Origin of the sequence: Ottowia thiooxydans DSM 14619, assembly GCF_000422885.1 — a bacterium.
Taxonomy (GTDB): Bacteria; Pseudomonadota; Gammaproteobacteria; order Burkholderiales; family Burkholderiaceae_C; genus Ottowia; species Ottowia thiooxydans.
Map to the genome: position 1 here is coordinate 1 of NZ_KE383946.1, position 16,375 is coordinate 16,375.

At 58.9% G+C, this 16,375-nt stretch carries 12 protein-coding genes and 1 pseudogene; 9 read left to right on the forward strand and 4 right to left on the reverse strand.

The features are described 5' to 3' along the window. On the forward strand, nucleotides 1–298 hold a 298-nt coding region (locus G518_RS0132745; RefSeq protein WP_028604680.1), incomplete at its 5' end, for an integrase core domain-containing protein. 197 nt (nucleotides 299–495) lie between these two features. Here the strand turns inward: G518_RS0132745 and G518_RS0132750 are convergent. After that, nucleotides 496–4,092, reverse strand: coding sequence for an indolepyruvate ferredoxin oxidoreductase family protein (locus G518_RS0132750; RefSeq protein WP_028606065.1), 3,597 nt, complete (start codon nucleotides 4,090–4,092; stop codon nucleotides 496–498). 118 nt (nucleotides 4,093–4,210) lie between these two features. Between G518_RS0132750 and G518_RS38085 the strand changes: the two genes are divergently transcribed. From G518_RS38085 to G518_RS0132790, 8 genes are all read left to right on the forward strand, one after another. Further along, nucleotides 4,211–4,747 carry an Lrp/AsnC family transcriptional regulator gene (locus G518_RS38085; RefSeq protein WP_084652516.1) on the forward strand — a complete coding sequence of 179 codons (537 nt, stop codon included), beginning with the start codon at nucleotides 4,211–4,213 and terminating at the stop codon, nucleotides 4,745–4,747. A gap of 331 nt (nucleotides 4,748–5,078) precedes the next feature. Continuing rightward, nucleotides 5,079–5,741 carry a hypothetical protein gene (locus G518_RS0132760; protein ID WP_211231788.1) on the forward strand — a complete coding sequence of 221 codons (663 nt, stop codon included), beginning with the start codon at nucleotides 5,079–5,081 and terminating at the stop codon, nucleotides 5,739–5,741. A 412-nt stretch (nucleotides 5,742–6,153) separates the two neighbouring features. After that, on the forward strand, nucleotides 6,154–7,908 hold the full coding sequence (locus G518_RS0132765) for a cytochrome D1 domain-containing protein (RefSeq protein ID WP_245598237.1): 1,755 nt from the start codon (nucleotides 6,154–6,156) through the stop codon (nucleotides 7,906–7,908). Nucleotides 7,909–7,925: 17 nt separating this feature from the next. Further along, nucleotides 7,926–8,291: a c-type cytochrome gene (locus G518_RS0132770; RefSeq protein WP_425414328.1), complete on the forward strand. Its 366-nt coding sequence runs from the start codon at nucleotides 7,926–7,928 to the stop codon at nucleotides 8,289–8,291. After that, nucleotides 8,288–9,505, forward strand: coding sequence for a cytochrome D1 domain-containing protein (locus tag G518_RS0132775; protein ID WP_051237667.1), 1,218 nt, complete (start codon nucleotides 8,288–8,290; stop codon nucleotides 9,503–9,505). Before G518_RS0132770 ends, G518_RS0132775 begins: the two co-directional genes overlap by 4 nt. 3 nt (nucleotides 9,506–9,508) lie before the next feature. Continuing rightward, nucleotides 9,509–10,615, forward strand: a complete 1,107-nt coding sequence (gene ahbB, locus G518_RS0132780; protein WP_169458039.1) for a siroheme decarboxylase subunit beta — start codon at nucleotides 9,509–9,511, stop codon at nucleotides 10,613–10,615. Beyond that, nucleotides 10,602–11,630, forward strand: a complete 1,029-nt coding sequence (gene ahbB / locus G518_RS41480) for a siroheme decarboxylase subunit beta (protein WP_028606071.1) — start codon at nucleotides 10,602–10,604, stop codon at nucleotides 11,628–11,630. Before ahbB (G518_RS0132780) ends, ahbB (G518_RS41480) begins: the two co-directional genes overlap by 14 nt. A gap of 236 nt (nucleotides 11,631–11,866) precedes the next feature. Continuing rightward, on the forward strand, nucleotides 11,867–12,550 hold the full coding sequence (locus G518_RS0132790; RefSeq protein WP_028606072.1) for a 7-cyano-7-deazaguanine/7-aminomethyl-7-deazaguanine transporter: 684 nt from the start codon (nucleotides 11,867–11,869) through the stop codon (nucleotides 12,548–12,550). Between the two features lie 104 nt (nucleotides 12,551–12,654). Here the strand turns inward: G518_RS0132790 and G518_RS41415 are convergent, their stop codons facing one another. The 3 genes and pseudogenes from G518_RS41415 to G518_RS41420 all read right to left on the reverse strand — a co-directional run. Continuing rightward, the gene (locus G518_RS41415) at nucleotides 12,655–13,521 is read right to left on the reverse strand and encodes a collagen-like domain-containing protein (protein WP_028606073.1); all 867 of its coding nucleotides are present in this window, start codon (nucleotides 13,519–13,521) and stop codon (nucleotides 12,655–12,657) included. A gap of 99 nt (nucleotides 13,522–13,620) precedes the next feature. Then, a complete protein-coding gene (locus G518_RS39725; protein WP_211231789.1) occupies nucleotides 13,621–15,531 on the reverse strand; it encodes a tetratricopeptide repeat-containing glycosyltransferase in 1,911 nt (636 codons plus the stop codon). A 174-nt stretch (nucleotides 15,532–15,705) separates the two neighbouring features. After that, nucleotides 15,706–16,375 (reverse strand): annotated as a pseudogene (locus G518_RS41420) (collagen-like exosporium glycoprotein BclA1); the annotation flags it as partial.

The window sequence follows — 16,375 nt, forward strand, 5'->3', positions numbered from 1 at the left end:
CGACAGGGGCAGCCAGTACGCCAGCCGCGAGCATCAGCAGTTGCTGGCACGCCATGGCCTGCGCGCGAGCATGAGCGGCAAGGGCAACTGCTGGGACAACGCCGTGATGGAGCGCTTCTTCCTGAACCTCAAGATGGAACGTGTGTGGCAGCGCGACTACGCCAACCACGCTGAAGCCGCTGCCGACATCTGCGACTACATCGTCGGCTTCTACAACAGCCGCCGCCTGCACTCGAGCCTGGGTTATCTGCCTCCCAATGTCTATGAACGACACATGGCAGAACGTGCCCCTATCTAGGTGTCCGAAATTACTTGACCAGCACACGGCGTGTCCATGATGTGTGCTCCTCCGCAAGATCAGAGGCGTTCAGCTGCAACGAGCAGGCTCATTTATTCATATCGACATGAGAAATCAGCGCGTTATCAGGGTTCTTGCGTAGAGAACAAAAAACCCCGCATGCGACTAAGCCGTGGGGGTTCTAGGGCTATCCTAAGTTACTCCGCAACCACCGCAATCCCGCGCAACTGGCCAGCCTTGGCCTGACGCACAGGCACTGAATATCGTTCGGGATTGAAGCGGTGCAACAGTTCCGCTTCACGCACCCGCGCCAACACCACATTGGCCTGTTTAACATGGCCAAATCCGCGCATGGTGAGTGGCACGGCAGCCACATCAGACGCCAGCTGCAGGTTCTCAGCATTCAATTGCGGCAGCATCTCGCGCACGCGCTCTTCATAGCGGCCGATCAACTCGCGCTCCATACGGCGTTCTTCGGTTCTACCGAAGATATCCAACGCGCCACCACGCAGCGACTTACCTTTGGCCAGTAGCTTCAGGGCTGGCAGCATCCAGCTACCGAGTTCGATCTTGCGCGGGGCCTCAGAATTCTTCGAACGGGAGAGCACTGGGGGCGCCATGTAGAAGCTGAGCTTGAGATCACCCTCAAACTGCTGCTCCAAAGACTTCCGAAACGCTGGGTCGGAGTACAGGCGTGCCACTTCATACTCATCTTTATAGGCCATGAGCTTCAACAAACTCTTGGCCACAGAGCGGGTAAAGCGTTCGCTACCCGGTGTCAAAGCCTGTTCTCTGGCGCGTACCTCGCGCACCAAAGAGGCATAGCGCTCGGCATACGCGGCGTTTTGGTAAGCAGTGAGGTGGCCCACGCCGTGCGCCATCAAACCATCCAGTGATTCAGCAGCGTTTGAACCGCCGCCCACAGCTTTCGCACTCTCACCCAGCAGGGCCTTGCAGGCCGCTGGATCTGCCGCAGCCAGCCGGCCCAGCGAAAATGCCAACTGGTTGGCCGGCACGGCCACGCCATTTAGCTCAATAGCACGCTGCAGAGCAACCAGGCTCACCGGCACCAGGCCGCGTTGCCACGCGAAGCCCAGCGCCAGGATGTTGGCTGTAACGGTATCGCCAATGAATTCTTCAGCCAGGGCCTGCGCGTCAAAGGTTTCAACGCGATCGGCTCCAGCGGCATAGCGCAGCTTGGCCAAAAGCCCTGCAGTTTTAAGGCTGGCGTCCGGGTTTTTCAAAGCTTCGGCCACTGGCGTTTCGTGCACGTTGGCGAGGATTCTGGTGCGGCCATGGCGAACTGTGCCCAGTGCTTCAGGCTGCGCGGCCACCACGGTGTCGCAAGCCAGGATGGCATCAGCCTGCTGGGTATCGATACGAACCTGGTTCAGGCGCTCTGGCACATCTGCCAGGCGCACGAAGCTCAGCACCGCCCCACCCTTTTGAGCAAAGCCCATGAAATCCAGCACCGAGGCGCTTTTGCCCTCCAGGTGTGCAGCCATGGCGATGACGGCGCCCACCGTGACCACACCGGTACCACCGACTCCTGTGACCAGCAGGTCATAGGGCCCTGTCCAGCGATGCGCTTCGGGCAACGGAAGCTTATCGACGATGCGAGAGAGCGCATCCGCCCCGCCCTGCCCGCCGGTGGCAGCCGTCAATGCGCCCACCTTCTTGCGCATCTTGCCGCCAGTGACACCCACAAAGCTTGGGCAGAAACCCTTGGCGCATGAGTAGTCCTTGTTGCAGGCGGTTTGATCAATCTTGCGCTTACGGCCAAGACTGGTTTCGTGCGGCAACACGGCCACGCAATTGCTTTGCACGCTGCAATCGCCACAACCCTCACAGACAGCTTCATTGATGAAAAGGCGCTTGTCAGGGTCAACCATCTCGCCTTTTTTGCGCCGGCGGCGCTTCTCGGCGGCGCAGGTCTGCTCATAGATCAACACCGTGACACCATGGACTTCGCGCAGGCGGCGCTGAACTGCATCCAACTCGGCACGGTCATGGAACTCAGTGCCCGCAGGAAACTTGTTCTTGATGGCGTCGTACTTGCCGATGTCGTCAGAAAGAACCACCACCTGCTTGACACCTTCGCTCTCGACTTGCCGCGCAATGGCATCGACGCTGATGATGCCGTCCACCGGCTGGCCGCCGGTCATGGCCACTGCGTCGTTGAAGAGAATTTTGTAGGTGATGCGTGCCTTGGCCGCCACTGCCTGGCGGATGGCCAGGTAGCCTGAGTGGTAGTAAGTGCCATCCCCCAGGTTCTGGAACACGTGGGGCATCTTGGTGAACATGGCGTGCGAAACCCAATCCACACCCTCACCGCCCATCTGGATCAGCCCTGCGGTATCGCGGTCCATCCAGTTGGCCATGAAGTGACAACCAATGCCTGCGCGTGCCGTGGAGCCCTTGGGCACCACAGTAGAAGTGTTGTGCGGGCAACCTGCACAAAAGTAAGGCAGGCGCTTGACGCTGTCCGAATCATTGGAGAGCAGTTCAGGCAACGTGAAATCACGCACCAGCGAGCGCCGATCGGAAAATTGCGAGAAGTGGCGAATCAGCCAGTCCGCAGTGAGCTCGATCAGGCGTGAGGGACGCAGCTCGCCCAGCGCTGATATCAACGGATGCCCTTGCGTATCTTGTTTGCCCAGGATGGCCGGACGCACCGGTGCGTTGTAGAAAAGATCGCGCAGCTGGGTTTCAAGTACCGCGCCCTTTTCTTCAACGATCAGGATCTCCTTGAGGCCCTGGGCGAAGGCTTGCATGCGCGTGGTTTCTACCGGGAAGGTGAGGCCCACCTTATAAAGACGCACGCCTGCGACGGCCAGCATCTCCCGCGTGATTTCCAAGCGACGCAACACTTCCATGAAGTCGTAGTGCGCCTTGCCGCTTGTGACAATCCCGACGGTGGCGTGGGACGATTCGATCACATGGCGATCAATGGAGTTCACCTTTGAAAAGGCTGCTACTGCCTTCAGTTTTTCGGCCAATCGTTGCTCTATCTCCAGTGAAGGCAAATCAGGCCAACGGTAGTGCAAACCGCCTGCTGGAGGCACATGGCCGGTGGCAGCGCGCACTTCATCGGCGCTGCGCCAGGAAGCGGTGCGCGCATTCACGATGTCCAAATCGACCGTGGCGCCGCTTTCCACCACCTCGGAAAGCGCGGTCATACCTACCCAGTTACCGCTAAACCGAGAGAGCTCCCACCCGTAAAGCCCAAACTCCAGGTATTCCGAGACATTGGCCGGCGAGACGACAGGCATATGGAATGCCTGCAGGAGTTGATCGCTCTGGTGGGGCATGGAAGAGGAGACGCAGCCGTGGTCATCACCTGCGACGACCAACACGCCACCATGAGGGGAAGATCCATACGCATTGCCATGCTTGATGGCATCTCCACCGCGGTCTACACCTGGGCCCTTGCCGTACCACATGGCAAATACACCTTCGCAGGTTCGCTCGGGATCACTTTCCACCCGTTGCGTACCCAACACTTGCGTGGCGCCCAACTCCTCGTTGATCGCAGGCACGAACCTCACGCCCGCATCCGTAAAGCGTTGACCAGCCTTCCAGATTTGCTGATCGAGCATGCCCAGCGGGGAGCCCCGGTAGCCGGAGACGAATCCTTTGGTGTCCAGCCCTGCAGCTTCGTCGCGCTGGCGCTGCATCAGCATGAGGCGCACGAGTGCTTGCGTACCCGTCATGAAGACATGGCCCTCACGAGCCCAAAGGCTGTCTGCCAATCGGTAGTTGGGGTTGCGGATGGCGCTGGAGGTGTCGGTCATCTCATGTCTCCTGGGACGTGGGTTTTATGTGATCAAGCATATGCACTTTGGCGCAAAAATGATTTTTATTGTTTTCATATTTAGCTATATTCGAACCAATTCATTCTCAAAAATAGCCATGAGCGAGAAAATATCCCTTGATCCACACAGTCTGCTGATTCTTCAGGAGTTGCAGCGTGATTCGCGCCAAACCGTTCAGCAGATTGCTGAACGCGTGGGTTTGTCGCCCACACCGTGCTGGAAACGTATCAAGGAGATGGAAGCTACCGGCGTGATCAGCGGGTATACGGCGTTGGTCAATCGCTCCAAGGTAGGGCTCGATCTGCTTGTGGTGGTGGAAGCCAACCTCAGCCAGCACACGGAGGAGTTGGTGCGCCAGTTCGAGCGCGCCGTGGAGGCCACACCGCAGATCGTGCGCTGCCTTTCCACCACCGGCCAGGCCGATTACATCCTCACCGTGCTGGTGCCGGGAATCGCCGAATATGAGCGGTTTTTGCATGCCGAGCTTTTCAAGCTGCCTGGGGTGACCCACGTGCGTTCTTCGATCGTTTTGAAGGAAGTCAAGGCTGAGATACGGCTTCCGGTAGAGGTAGGTACGAGCACGCCGCGCGCCATGCTCCCGGCCAAGCCATCTCGCGCTAAGCGAAGCGCCTGAATTTCACTCTAAGCAAACTAGCCCCCACGCTACCCCGCTTCGCGAGGTCCGCTGCCCCCCAAGGGGGCCGCATTTTCATTTTGGGACGGCCCGGCAATAAAAACCACTTAGTGTGCACTTTGCCTCACATCTCCGCAGAACGCATGGCGGTGGCGACCCTTTGATACCGAGGCAGGGGGCAAACGCGGCACCATCGCAATAGAGAGGTGACGGGCCGAAGCGAAGGCATGGAGTTGTCGGCAACGCACACACCACACCGACGCTGCGAAACCCACGGAGCGCAACTTCCCGTTTCGCCTCCTAACGATTCCGATGATCCAAGGAGAAGAGTTTGTATTTAGGAAAAGCAGTTGACGACAAGATGGCCAAAGCCCCCCAACAGCGGGCCAGCAAGACATCATGGGTTGCCAGATCAATCCAGACCGCCATGTGTGCTGTGATGATGAGCACACCGCTGGTGCATGCTCAATTACAAGCACCCACTCAGGCAGAAGCATCGAGCGTATGGCCCAGTGTGGCGGAGGCGCAAGTGGCCATCGCTGCCTTGATGGCCAAGCGTGCCCCCAATCGCACGGTCAAGGTAGAACGTGTCTTGGGTTGCCTGCCTGGCTTCAAAGAGAAACCTGGCGTGTGGGTGTGCCCGGTAATACATGCCGGCAGCGAACGACCGCTAGAGTGGACTCTCGTGCGTCAGGGTTCGCAATGGATCGCACGCGATGACGACGCCAAGCCAGCTTGCGCACCTTTGAAGGTGGTTGAAGCAGCGTTTCGGCAAAGACTGAGCAACCAGAAACTCCGAGTGACCGGTGAGGTAGACGACGGTGAAGGTCTGTTTACCAGCGACCGCGGCATCACCCGAAGTGAGCGTGGGCCCTTTCGCTTGATGTGCCGGTATGAGGTGGATACTGGATTCGTCAAGGAAGCGCTTTTTCTGACCTATGTATGGCACGATGGCCAGAAGTATCTGATCGACAGTGACGTCGAACGGTGGTGATCGCTCTGAAATAGTGGCGACATTCCCACTATTTTTTTTCTCATCCCCTCTGTAGTTATCGTTATCCCCGGACGGCCGGCCCCCGGTTGGCCGGCCCCGCCACGCGGGCGGATCTCAAGGGCTTCGCACGCCGTCATGTTGCCCTGCTCTCGGCAATAACGCCCCCATTGGGCCACGCAGTGCATGAACAATGGGCATGTTCAGCACGCTGCCTGAGCCCCGGCACCACGAGGTCTCGCCTTGGTGCCCGCGACTGCTCTGACTCGCTCTTCCCCCGTTCTGGCCTTTGCTTGAAGTAAGTCAATGACGCCCCGGCGCGCCCGATTGAAGATCACCTCACTCGGGAAGATGTTCAAGCGGCCATCACCGGGGATCACAGTCAAAGGCCGCTTCCGTTGATGCGGAAAACACGATGAAAAACATCAAGAGGAAGTCCAAGCTCTCACCCCTGGTGGCCATACTTGCCACCACTCTGCTTCTCGGTACGCAAGCCATGGCGCAAGACAAGGCGGCAGCGACCGGACACAAGGGCGATGTCACTTCGGCAGAGCAAAAATACCAGGGTGCCCCTTCGCCATTGGCCACTGAGCCGATGCACCAAACGAGCAACCCCAAGGCTCCACCCCTGACGCAGGCCGAATTCGACCGGGCGCGCCAGATTTACTTCGAGCGTTGCGCAGGTTGCCACGGCGTGCTGCGCAAAGGCGCCACCGGCAAAGCGCTCACCCCCGATCTCACTGTTCCCAAAGGCACGGAGTATCTGAAGGTGTTCATCGGCTACGGCTCGCCAGCGGGCATGCCGAACTGGCTGACCTCGGGCGATTTCGACGAGAAAACCGTCGACCTGATGGCTCGCTACATTCAGCACGACCCACCCACACCACCTGAGTTTTCTCTGGAGGACATGGAAAAATCGCGCAAAGAATACGTGGCGGTTTCCAAACGCCCCACGAAGAAACTGAACAACTACAACATCAACAACATCTTCTCGGTCACTTTGCGTGATGCCGGCGAGATCGCCTTGATTGATGGTGACACCAAGCAGATCATCAACATCGTCAAGACCGGCTATGCGGTGCACATTTCGCGCACTTCTGCTTCAGGCCGCTACCTGTATGTGATTGGGCGCGATGCTCGCCTTAACCTGATCGACCTCTGGATGGAGAAGCCTGACAACGTGGCCGAGATCAAGGTTGGTCTTGAAGCGCGCAGCGTGGAAACCAGCAAGTTCAAGGGCTGGGAAGACAAAATCGCCATCGCTGGAACCTACTGGCCCCCGCAGTTCGTGCTGATGGATGGCGATACGCTCAAACCACATAAGGTGGTCTCCACCCGAGGCATGTCGGTAGACAACGAATACCATCCTGAGCCGCGCGTGGCAGCCATTGTGTCTAGCCACCAGAAACCTGAATTCCTGGTTAATGCCAAGGAAACTGGCAAGATCTGGATGGTGGACTACACCGATCTGAAGAACCTGAAAACCACTCAGATCGATGCAGCCAAGTTCCTTCACGATGGAGGCTTTGACTCCACGCGGCGCTACTTCATGACGGCCGCCAATGCGTCCGACAAAATCGCTGTGGTCGACACCAAGACCAGCAAACTGGCGGCACTGGTGGACGTAGGCAAGATCCCCCACCCAGGGCGAGGCGCCAACTTCAAACACCCCAAGTTTGGCCCGGTGTGGGCAACTTCCGGCCTTGGAGACGAAAGCATCGCAATCATCGGTACAGACCCTGCCGGCCACAAGGCCCAGGCCTGGAAAGTGGTGCAGACCCTCAAAGGCCAGGGCGGTGGATCGCTGTTCATCAAGACACACCCAAACTCAACCAACCTCTGGGTGGACACCACACTCAACCCTGATCCAAAGATCAGCCAAAGCGTGGCGGTATACGACATCAAGGATCTGAGCAAGGCGCCGCAAGTCATTGACATCGCGGGTTGCGCAGGTATCAAGGACGATGGCGCCAAGCGTGTGGTTCAGCCTGAATACAACCGCAAGGGCGATGAAGTGTGGTTCTCGGTGTGGAGCGCGAAAGACAAGGAATCAGCCATCGTGGTGGTTGATGACAAGACTCGCACTTGCAAAACCGTCATCAAAGATGCCAAGCTGGTAACCCCAACCGGCAAGTTCAACATCTACAACACTCAGCACGACGTGTATTGATGTGCAGGAGCAGGAGAGTGGCTACATCTGCTCCCTGGAAGACGAGAGCATTGCTTGCCTGGGCTTTGTGCGCCGTGTGCGCACCAGCCCTGGCCCAAACCTCTGAAGCGGAGCCCCCTGCCCTCCGCCAGGCGCAGCTCACGCGCATGGTGAGACAAGACTGCGGCTCCTGTCACGGCATCAAGCTGACCGGTGGCCTGGGCCCTGCACTTACGCGTGAGCCCATGGCCGGGATTCCACTGGAAAGCCTCGCTTCCATCATCTACCACGGCAGACCTGGCACCGCCATGCCTGGCTGGAAAAGCATGCTCAGCGAGGCTGATGCGAACTGGATTGCACGGCAATTGCAAGCCGGCTTTCCCAACGAAACGAGAACTCCATGAGGAAACTTCCCCATCTGGTGCACCCACGTGCCGTCTTCGCACTTGCCTTGGCGGGCCTGTGTGCCGCGCTGCTTGGCTGCGCGAGCCCTGCACCATCGCTGGTGGAGCCCGGGCGCGGCAGCGGTGATCTGGGCCTGGTCATTGAGAGGGAAAGCGGATCGCTGGCGGTCATTGACACCAGTGCTCGCCAAGTGCTTGGCCGCATTGCCGGCTTGGGTGATCTCTCCCACGCCTCCGTGGTGTATGCACGTGACGGCGCTAGAGCCTATGTGTTCGGCCGTGATGGCGCGCTCACCAAGGTCAACCTGCTGAGCGGCCAGATAGAAGCGCGCATACAGCAAGCAGGCAACAGCATTGGCGGCGCGATCTCACAAGATGGCTCTCTGGTGGTGGCGCAGAACTACCAGCCAGGTGGCATCAAGGTATTCGATGCTCGCACGCTCAAACCATTGGCAGACATTCCAGCCGTGGTGGATGGCAAAGCCTCGCGGGTAGTGGGCTTGGCTGATCTGCCTGGCAACCGGTTTATCTACTCACTTTTTGATGCGGGCCAGATCTGGATCGCTGATCTTTCAGAGCCAACCCAGCCCTTACTCACGAAGTTCACGAACATCGGCAAGCAGCCCTATGACGCGCTGGTCACACCGGATGGCCGCTACTACCTCGCGGGCCTGTTCGGCGAAGACGGTCTGGCAAAAATTGATCTATGGGCCACACCACCCAAGGTGGAGCGCATCCTTCCCAATTACGGCAAGGGCGAACAGCCTCTGCCCGTGTTCAAGATGCCCCACCTGCGTGGGTGGGCCGTGGCTGGTCGCCATGCCTGGTTACCAGCCATTGGGCGCCACGAAGTGCTGATCGTGGACACCCAAACATGGCAAGAGGTAGGCCGTGTTCCCGTGGCTGGGCAGCCTGTTTTCGTCATGGCACGGCCAGACGGCCGGCAAGTGTGGGTGAACTTCGCAGTGCCTGATTACGACACGGTGCAAGTCATCGATACGCAAACCCGGCAAATCGTCAAGAACCTGAAACCTGGCAAGGCGGTACTGCACATGGAGTTCACTCCAAGGGGGCACGCCGTATGGATTAGCTCGCGCGACGATCACCGCGTCTCAGTGATAGACACCGCCAGCTTCAAAACCTTGGCAGAGCTGCCTGCCAAATCACCCAGCGGCATTTTCTTCTCCTCACGCGCCGCGCGCATGGGCTTTTAAGCCATGCTCATTCAAACTGAAGACCTTCCCCTGCCACCGCTGGGTAAAAGCAGAGATGGGGGGCACCTCCTTCATCCAACGAGCACTGCGCCTTCTCCCTGCAACGCAGAGTTCACCGAACACGAGCTCACCCCCGCCCTCTTGAATGGCTGGCAACATGGTTTTCCTCTTACGGCTCGCCCCTTCGCGCGCATCGCGGAAAACTTGGCCACCTCAGAGACCGAGATCATCAGCACCTGCGCCGGCTTGTTGAAACGCGGGGTCATCAGCCGCCTGGGAGGTGTATGGGCGCCGGGTGTGGGCGGCGCAGCACTTCTGTGCGCCATGCAGGTGCCGCCTGAACGGATAGAACACGTCGCGGCGCTGGTCACGGCGCACCCCGGGGTCAACCATAACTATGAGCGCGAGCATGCACTCAACCTCTGGTTCGTCATTACCGGCAACCATGCGGACTGCCTGGAGCGATCACTCTCCGCCATAGAAAACGAATCTGGCCTGCCCGTGCTGCGCATGCGCATGGTGCGCCCCTACCGCATAGACCTGGGCTTTCCCTTGCACCGGCCTGCCAGCGTGGGGGCAGCCATGCGAGAGCGTGCGCCTCCTGTAGAGCCTGAGCATTTGCCCCTGGCGGCGCTGGTCGAGGCAGGTCTGCCGATGGTGCCCGCGCCTTTCGACGAGTGGGCCGCACAACTCGGCACCACGTGCGAGAGCATCTTGTCCCAACTCAAACAATGGTTGCAGGCGGGTACTCTGCGCCGGTTCGGCTTGGTCGTTCGGCACCATGAAGTAGGCTACGCGGCCAACGCCATGACCGTGTTCAATATCGCCGATGAAGTCGTTGACGCCTTCGGCGAACGTCTGGCTACCCAACCAGGCGTCACCTTGTGCTACCGCCGCGAACGAGCCGAAGGCTGGCAATACAACCTGTATTGCATGGTGCATGGCCGCAGCCGGGAAGAAACTCTGGCGTTGCTGAACCAAGCCATTGATCACGCTGGCCTTTCGGCATACCCGCATCAGGCACTTTTCAGCCGACGCCGCTTCAAACAACAAGGCGCACGCTATTTCCGCGCTCTTCCTGTGCAGGAATCCAGCCATGCCGTCCACTGATCTACCCCCAGGGATTGACCTGATGGATGCGCGCCTGATCGACAGGCTGCAGCAATCGCTACCGCTCTCCGAAACTCCCTTTGCCGATATCGGTGCCGAGTTCGGCCTGGACGAGAAGCTAGTGCTGCACCGGTTACAACGCCTGTTGGGCCAAGGCATTCTTACGCGCTTCGGGCCACTGTTTCATATCGAACGTGCGGGGGGCCAGTTCATCCTGGCGGCACTTCAGGTGCCTGAGGAGCGTTACGCGGAAGTCACCGTGCTGGTTAATGCGCTGGCAGAGGTTGCCCACAACTACCGGCGTGAGCACGCGCTCAATATGTGGTTCGTCGTAGCCGCAGAGACCCCGGAAGCGGCCTGGGCAGCCTGCGATCAGATCGAAGGCGCTACAGGTCTGCCTGTACACGCCTTTCCTAAAGAGCGGGAGTATTTCGTGGGTTTGTACCTGCCACTGCTTTCGCCCGCGGTCCACGCAACACCCCCAGTTCGCGAGCAATCGTCTTTAACCACCAAGCCACGTCCACCCACGATGCTGACCAGCTTCGACAGAGAGCTGATCGCCGCTACCCAGGCGGGCTTGCCCTTGGCGCCACGCCCCTACGAAAGTGTGGCCGCCGTGCTTGATTGCACGAGTGAGCAAGTGCGTGAACGTCTGGGCACTCTGCTGCAAACCGGCGTGGTACGCCGTATCGCGGCCATTCCCAACCACTACCGCCTGGGTTATGTGGCCAACGGCATGAGCGTCTGGGATGTGGAAGACGAGCACATAGACAGGCTGGGTGAGCTCATCGGCAGCCTTCCCGGTGTCAGCCACTGCTACCGGCGTCCGCGCAAGGCTGGCGTGTGGAACTACAACCTGTTCGCCATGCTTCATGGCCACAGCAAAGCCGAAGTACTGACCCAGGCCGAGCAAATCGCCAACACGCTGGGCGATGCGTGCCACGCGCGAGATGTGCTGTTTTCCAGCGCCATACTCAAGAAATCAGGTCTTCGGCTGCGTCAACGCATTTCTTAGAACGCATTCCCTGGAACGCATACCTAACCATCGGGGGATTGAAATCCCCACAACAAGACCGTCTGACTCAACAAGGGCCACCCCCAACTGGCTCGATTGTGTTCAGCACAGACAAAGGAAATCGCCCCGGCAACGGCGAGTCCGCCCTCTCTGGGAGGGGGATGTCAAAGCACCCTTAAAATAGCCACCTTCTTCCACATGGGTTCCCTCACCCCCATTCACCAAAAAGGATTGCCATGACATCCGTTCAGGCACAGCCCTCGCGCGTGCCCCTTTCCCTTGCTCTGCTGGTGGCGTTTCATATTGCCATCGTGATCGCCAGCAACTATCTGGTGCAACTGCCCATCAACCTGCTGGGCTTTCACAGCACCTGGGGTGCTTTCAGCTTCCCATTTATATTCCTGGCCACCGACCTTACGGTCAGGCTCATCGGCCAATCTGCCGCTCGCCGCGTCATTTCATGGGCCATGCTGCCCGCGCTGGTGGCCTCTTATGTGGTGGGCGTGGTTTTCCGTGAAGGCCAATTCAATGGCTGGGCCACGCTTGGCGAATTCAACACCTTCGTGTTCCGGATTGCCTTCGCAAGCTTCACGGCCTATGTGCTGGGGCAACTGCTCGACATTCAGGTTTTTGACCGTATTCGCCAAAAAAGCCGAGCATGGTGGCTAGCGCCCGCCGCTGCATCGGTCGTCGGCCAGGCATTGGACACAGCTGCATTCTTCTCGATTGCGTTTTGGCGCAGCCCCGATGCCTTTATGGCAGCGAACTGGGTAGAAATCGCCTTGGTGGACTATGTCATCAAACTGGCTGTCAGCCTGCTGCTGTTCGTACCGGCCTACGGTGTAATGCTGGCTGCCATTGTGCGAACCATGCGCAAGCGACAAACACTTGATAAGCTTCCCACTGCCGCACCGATTTAAGCGTTTTTAAAGCCAACGCCTAAAAACGTGTTCATGTTCCTGGCAACTGACGACCCGCCCAACCGCCTGGTGAAGCCATCAGAGAGCACGCCCCCCGAGGCTTCCTACTCGTATGCCACTTTCATCGACCATGTCACACGCTTCACCAAAGTGCTGGTGACAGACTCCGACTTCAGTATGAGCGTGTCCCCTGCAGCGAAGTTCACGGATCCGGTGGCGTCGCAGGTGGCGCCTGTGGTCACAACGCACTTCAACAGCGTGGGGTTCGAGCCTACATACACCGTGAAAGTCACACCGCGAGTCGGCAGGAAGAGAAAGGTCGCCCGCACTCTCAGGTTTTGAACGGTTCCTGCCGCTGGCATCACGAATCCACGCTCAAGATTTAAACTTGCCCCCATACTCGAGATGCCGATGTAATTCGGCGTGGTAACGTCCTGATCTGCGCCAGAACTTCCGAAGACTGCCGCCCCACCACTGGAAGGGGCAGCTGGCCCTGTAGGCCCCACATCTCCTGTCGCGCCAGTGGCTCCGGTCGCTCCCGTAGCCCCCCTGAGCCCGGTGGGGCCCTGGGAGCCCACGCCTGGGACACCCGTTGCACCGACCGGCCCAACGGGCCCCGTGGGCCCTATGGGTCCGGTGGCGCCAGTAGCCCCAGTGAGTCCGGTTGGGCCTGCAACGCCTGTCGGCCCCATAGGCCCCGCCGCACCTGCAGGCCCAGTGGGGCCCGCGCCCACCGAAAGCTTGCCCGCAGGATCCGTGATGACGTATCCCCCAGCCGAGCCCAGGGCAGGAATGGTGACCGAGCCATCGTTGGAAAAACCAGTGACTACTGCGCCACTCGGTGTCTTGATGGCCACGCCGTTGGCACCAGAGAGAGAAACCTGCGCGTGGGCCGCTACACCGCTCAGCACCAGAGATGCCGCGACGGCAAATGGTCGAAGGTGGTTGCCGTGAATGGATGTTTCGGGCATGTCGGTCTATTTTCTAGAAAAAAATTTAGATCCGGCCAGGAGCGACCTCTCTTTGAGGGCGTATGAGCTATTGCTCGTTCCAGCACGTAAACCGTACGCTTAGAACTGCTGCACCCCATTGAGATCGTACGCATTAAGCGTGCCTGAAAACTTTTCGGAAATCAAGCGCCCGATGTGCTGGCATGCCACTAGATCAAGAAAAGCAGTGGCATTCCCGGCGGACATAAAGCGACCAGCGAATTCCCGCTCAAAGTGGCCTGGTCTCACATCGAACTCACCCAGTGATTGAATTTTTTTGGCGTCCATCAACGATGGTTGCAGCGAAAAATGCGGCCACCACATATTGCTCAGTACCCCGGCGGGGTGGCGTGCAAAAAACTCGGCATGCATATGGGCAGGCCAATGTTCGTGGAGCACGTATCGCCGGCCGCTTAGCGAGTGTTTGCGTGGAAAACCGCCAACCAGCGCACGCGCTGGAAGTGTCTCTGCATAGTTCCGGTTGAAAAGCACCTGAGCTACACCCGGCTCAGCCTGCAAGACCTCCACAGCTCGCTCCACATAGGGGGTGGAAACCAGGAACTCCCAGTCATCCTCCATGTGCAGCCAATAAGTGGTATGCACCTCGGCTCGCAGCAGATTCATGCTGCGAGCGTGCCCTTTGTCTTCAGGCCCTTTGAAAATGAACTCAAAGAATGGATAAATCTCGCGCATTCTCTGGCGATCTTCTTCGCTGGAGTTGTCGTCCGCGCATACGAATCTCTGAATGCGGTTCAGGTCCTGGCAGCAATTGAGGAACGAATTCATGGTGCGCTCAAACAGATCTAGCCGCTTGCACGTGGTCACCGTGAAGGTCACGTCTGCTTGCGCGGCATCTGCAGAGCCCATCTGTGCCACTAACCGCTCCACTATCGCGGCAGGATATTGCGTCGTGCGCGCGGCTACTGTTGGCGCCGCAAAATCTCGGTTCGCCTCCAGGCGCTGGCGGTGCAACTCTGGCAGCAAATCTCCATCCAGCAGCAGCATGCACAGCCTGAAACTCTCTTCATGGTCGCCAGCCCAAAAGGCAGCGATGGCGGCTTCGTCAATGGCACCCCAGCGGTACGCACTTTCATCCATGAAGAGCAGGTCTGCAGGTGTTGGCAAGGCCATCGCGGCGCGCGCGTAAAGTTGGGCCATAGCCCACTCCTGGCGGCGGTTGTGCCAGCGTGCCAATGCCACAAGCGGCTCGATGCGAGACGGACGGTATTGGTATGCCGCCATGTATGCAACCTGCACTTCGGCGTCAGCCAACCCCAGCCGCTCTGCCAGCACCGCCGCCTGAAAGAGCGAATACCACACCTCTTCCGCCCAACCGCCCATGCGCGCCCGCTCCAGATAGGCTTGCCTTGCCTTTTCCGGCTCGCCCGCATCACGCCAACTTTGTGCCAGATAGAACACATAACGCACATTACCGGGCTCATCTCGCAAGCCTTGCTCCAGCAGCGCCGCGTCTTTGCGGAAAGTCAGCGGATCGCGGCTGCGTGCTCCCTCATGCCGCCGAACGACCCAGGGACCATTCAGCGTGGCAACCGCATAGGGCTTCTCCGTGGCCAGGTATTCGTGCAACACCCCCACCCAGCGCCAAGGCAGTGTGTTGGAAACCAGCAGGCATTGCTGATAGTGCGTACCGCTGCTGTCTATTTGCAGATAGTAAGCTGGCTCTGTCAAGGCAGGCCATTTCCAATCAGGCGGCGCATGGAAGCTGTTGTCCGCATCCATGATGAGCACATAGTCGCCTTGGCCGCGGGCCAGCTCTATCGCCTCAGTGCGGTTATGGCCAAAATTACGCCAAGGCCGCTCGTGCAGTTCACCGGGTATGCCCGCCATAAAACGGCGGATGATGTCCTGCGTGCCATCAGTGGAGCCCGTATCCACGATGACCCAATGATGAATGAAAGGCTTGACCGAAGCAAGGCAGCGTTCAATGACGCCAGCCTCGTCCTTGACGATCATGTTCAGGCAAATTTGCATAGGTGCTGGTCAACCTGAGGGCAGAGGAATGTAGCCTGCGGCTCTCTTTCAAAAATAGGTTGATCGAGACATTTTCACACGCTAAACCAGCTTACAGAACAGGTCAGAAAAACGAGGGCTATTGCCCTCGCTTGAATCAAAAACGCTCAGGGAGTCTCACCGCGGTGTTATCCCTCAATTTGGCGTAATCCTGAGGGACCAGGCAGGAGATACTTGGCTAGGGCCACCACTGGGGTTACTCAACAATGTGAGTACATCACCCGCAGCGAAAGCCACAGTGCCCGTCGCATTGCAAGTCACATTGGACTCCTGAATATTGCAGCTCAAGGCTGTAGAGGTCGAATTCACATATACCGTGTACGAATATTGCTGAGTACCCCCACCGTTGTTCGGCGAACCATTCAGGACCACGCGCAAGGTGTTAATGGTTCCAGCCGCCGGCATAGCGAAACCAAGCCCGACGTTCAAGGGGGTCACACTGCTGGATATTCCGATATGCCGGCTTCCACTAGCGCTCACCGGACCTCCCCCACTCCCAAAGAGCATCACGGTTGAAGCGCCGCCTCCTGCAGGCCCGGTTGCACCTGTTGGGCCTGTCGCTCCAACACCGATCGGCCCGGTTGCCCCAGTAGGACCTACGCTGCCAACACCCGGAATGCCTTGCGGGCCAGTCGGTCCCAACAAACCCTGCGGCCCCGTGGCACCCGTCGGACCAGTGATGCCCGTGGCCCCTGTTGCGCCAGTGGCGCCAGTGACACCCGTAGCACCTGTTGCGCCGGTGGCACCTGTGACACCCGTAGCACCTGTCACGCCGGTGGCACCTGTGACACCCGTAGCACCTGTC

What these genes read in the sequence shown, in the direction of transcription:
- G518_RS38085 (WP_084652516.1), top strand. Translation starts at nt 4,211, where the DNA reads ATGAGCGAGAAAATATCCCTTGATCCACACAGTCTGCTGATTCTTCAG.
- ahbB (WP_169458039.1), top strand. Translation starts at nt 9,509, where the DNA reads ATGCTCATTCAAACTGAAGACCTTCCCCTGCCACCGCTGGGTAAAAGC.
- G518_RS41415 (WP_028606073.1), bottom strand. Translation starts at nt 13,521, where the DNA reads ATGCCCGAAACATCCATTCACGGCAACCACCTTCGACCATTTGCCGTC.
- G518_RS0132750 (WP_028606065.1), bottom strand. Translation starts at nt 4,092, where the DNA reads ATGACCGACACCTCCAGCGCCATCCGCAACCCCAACTACCGATTGGCA.
- G518_RS39725 (WP_211231789.1), bottom strand. Translation starts at nt 15,531, where the DNA reads ATGCAAATTTGCCTGAACATGATCGTCAAGGACGAGGCTGGCGTCATT.
- G518_RS0132775 (WP_051237667.1), top strand. Translation starts at nt 8,288, where the DNA reads ATGAGGAAACTTCCCCATCTGGTGCACCCACGTGCCGTCTTCGCACTT.
- ahbB (WP_028606071.1), top strand. Translation starts at nt 10,602, where the DNA reads ATGCCGTCCACTGATCTACCCCCAGGGATTGACCTGATGGATGCGCGC.
- G518_RS0132790 (WP_028606072.1), top strand. Translation starts at nt 11,867, where the DNA reads ATGACATCCGTTCAGGCACAGCCCTCGCGCGTGCCCCTTTCCCTTGCT.
- G518_RS0132765 (WP_245598237.1), top strand. Translation starts at nt 6,154, where the DNA reads ATGAAAAACATCAAGAGGAAGTCCAAGCTCTCACCCCTGGTGGCCATA.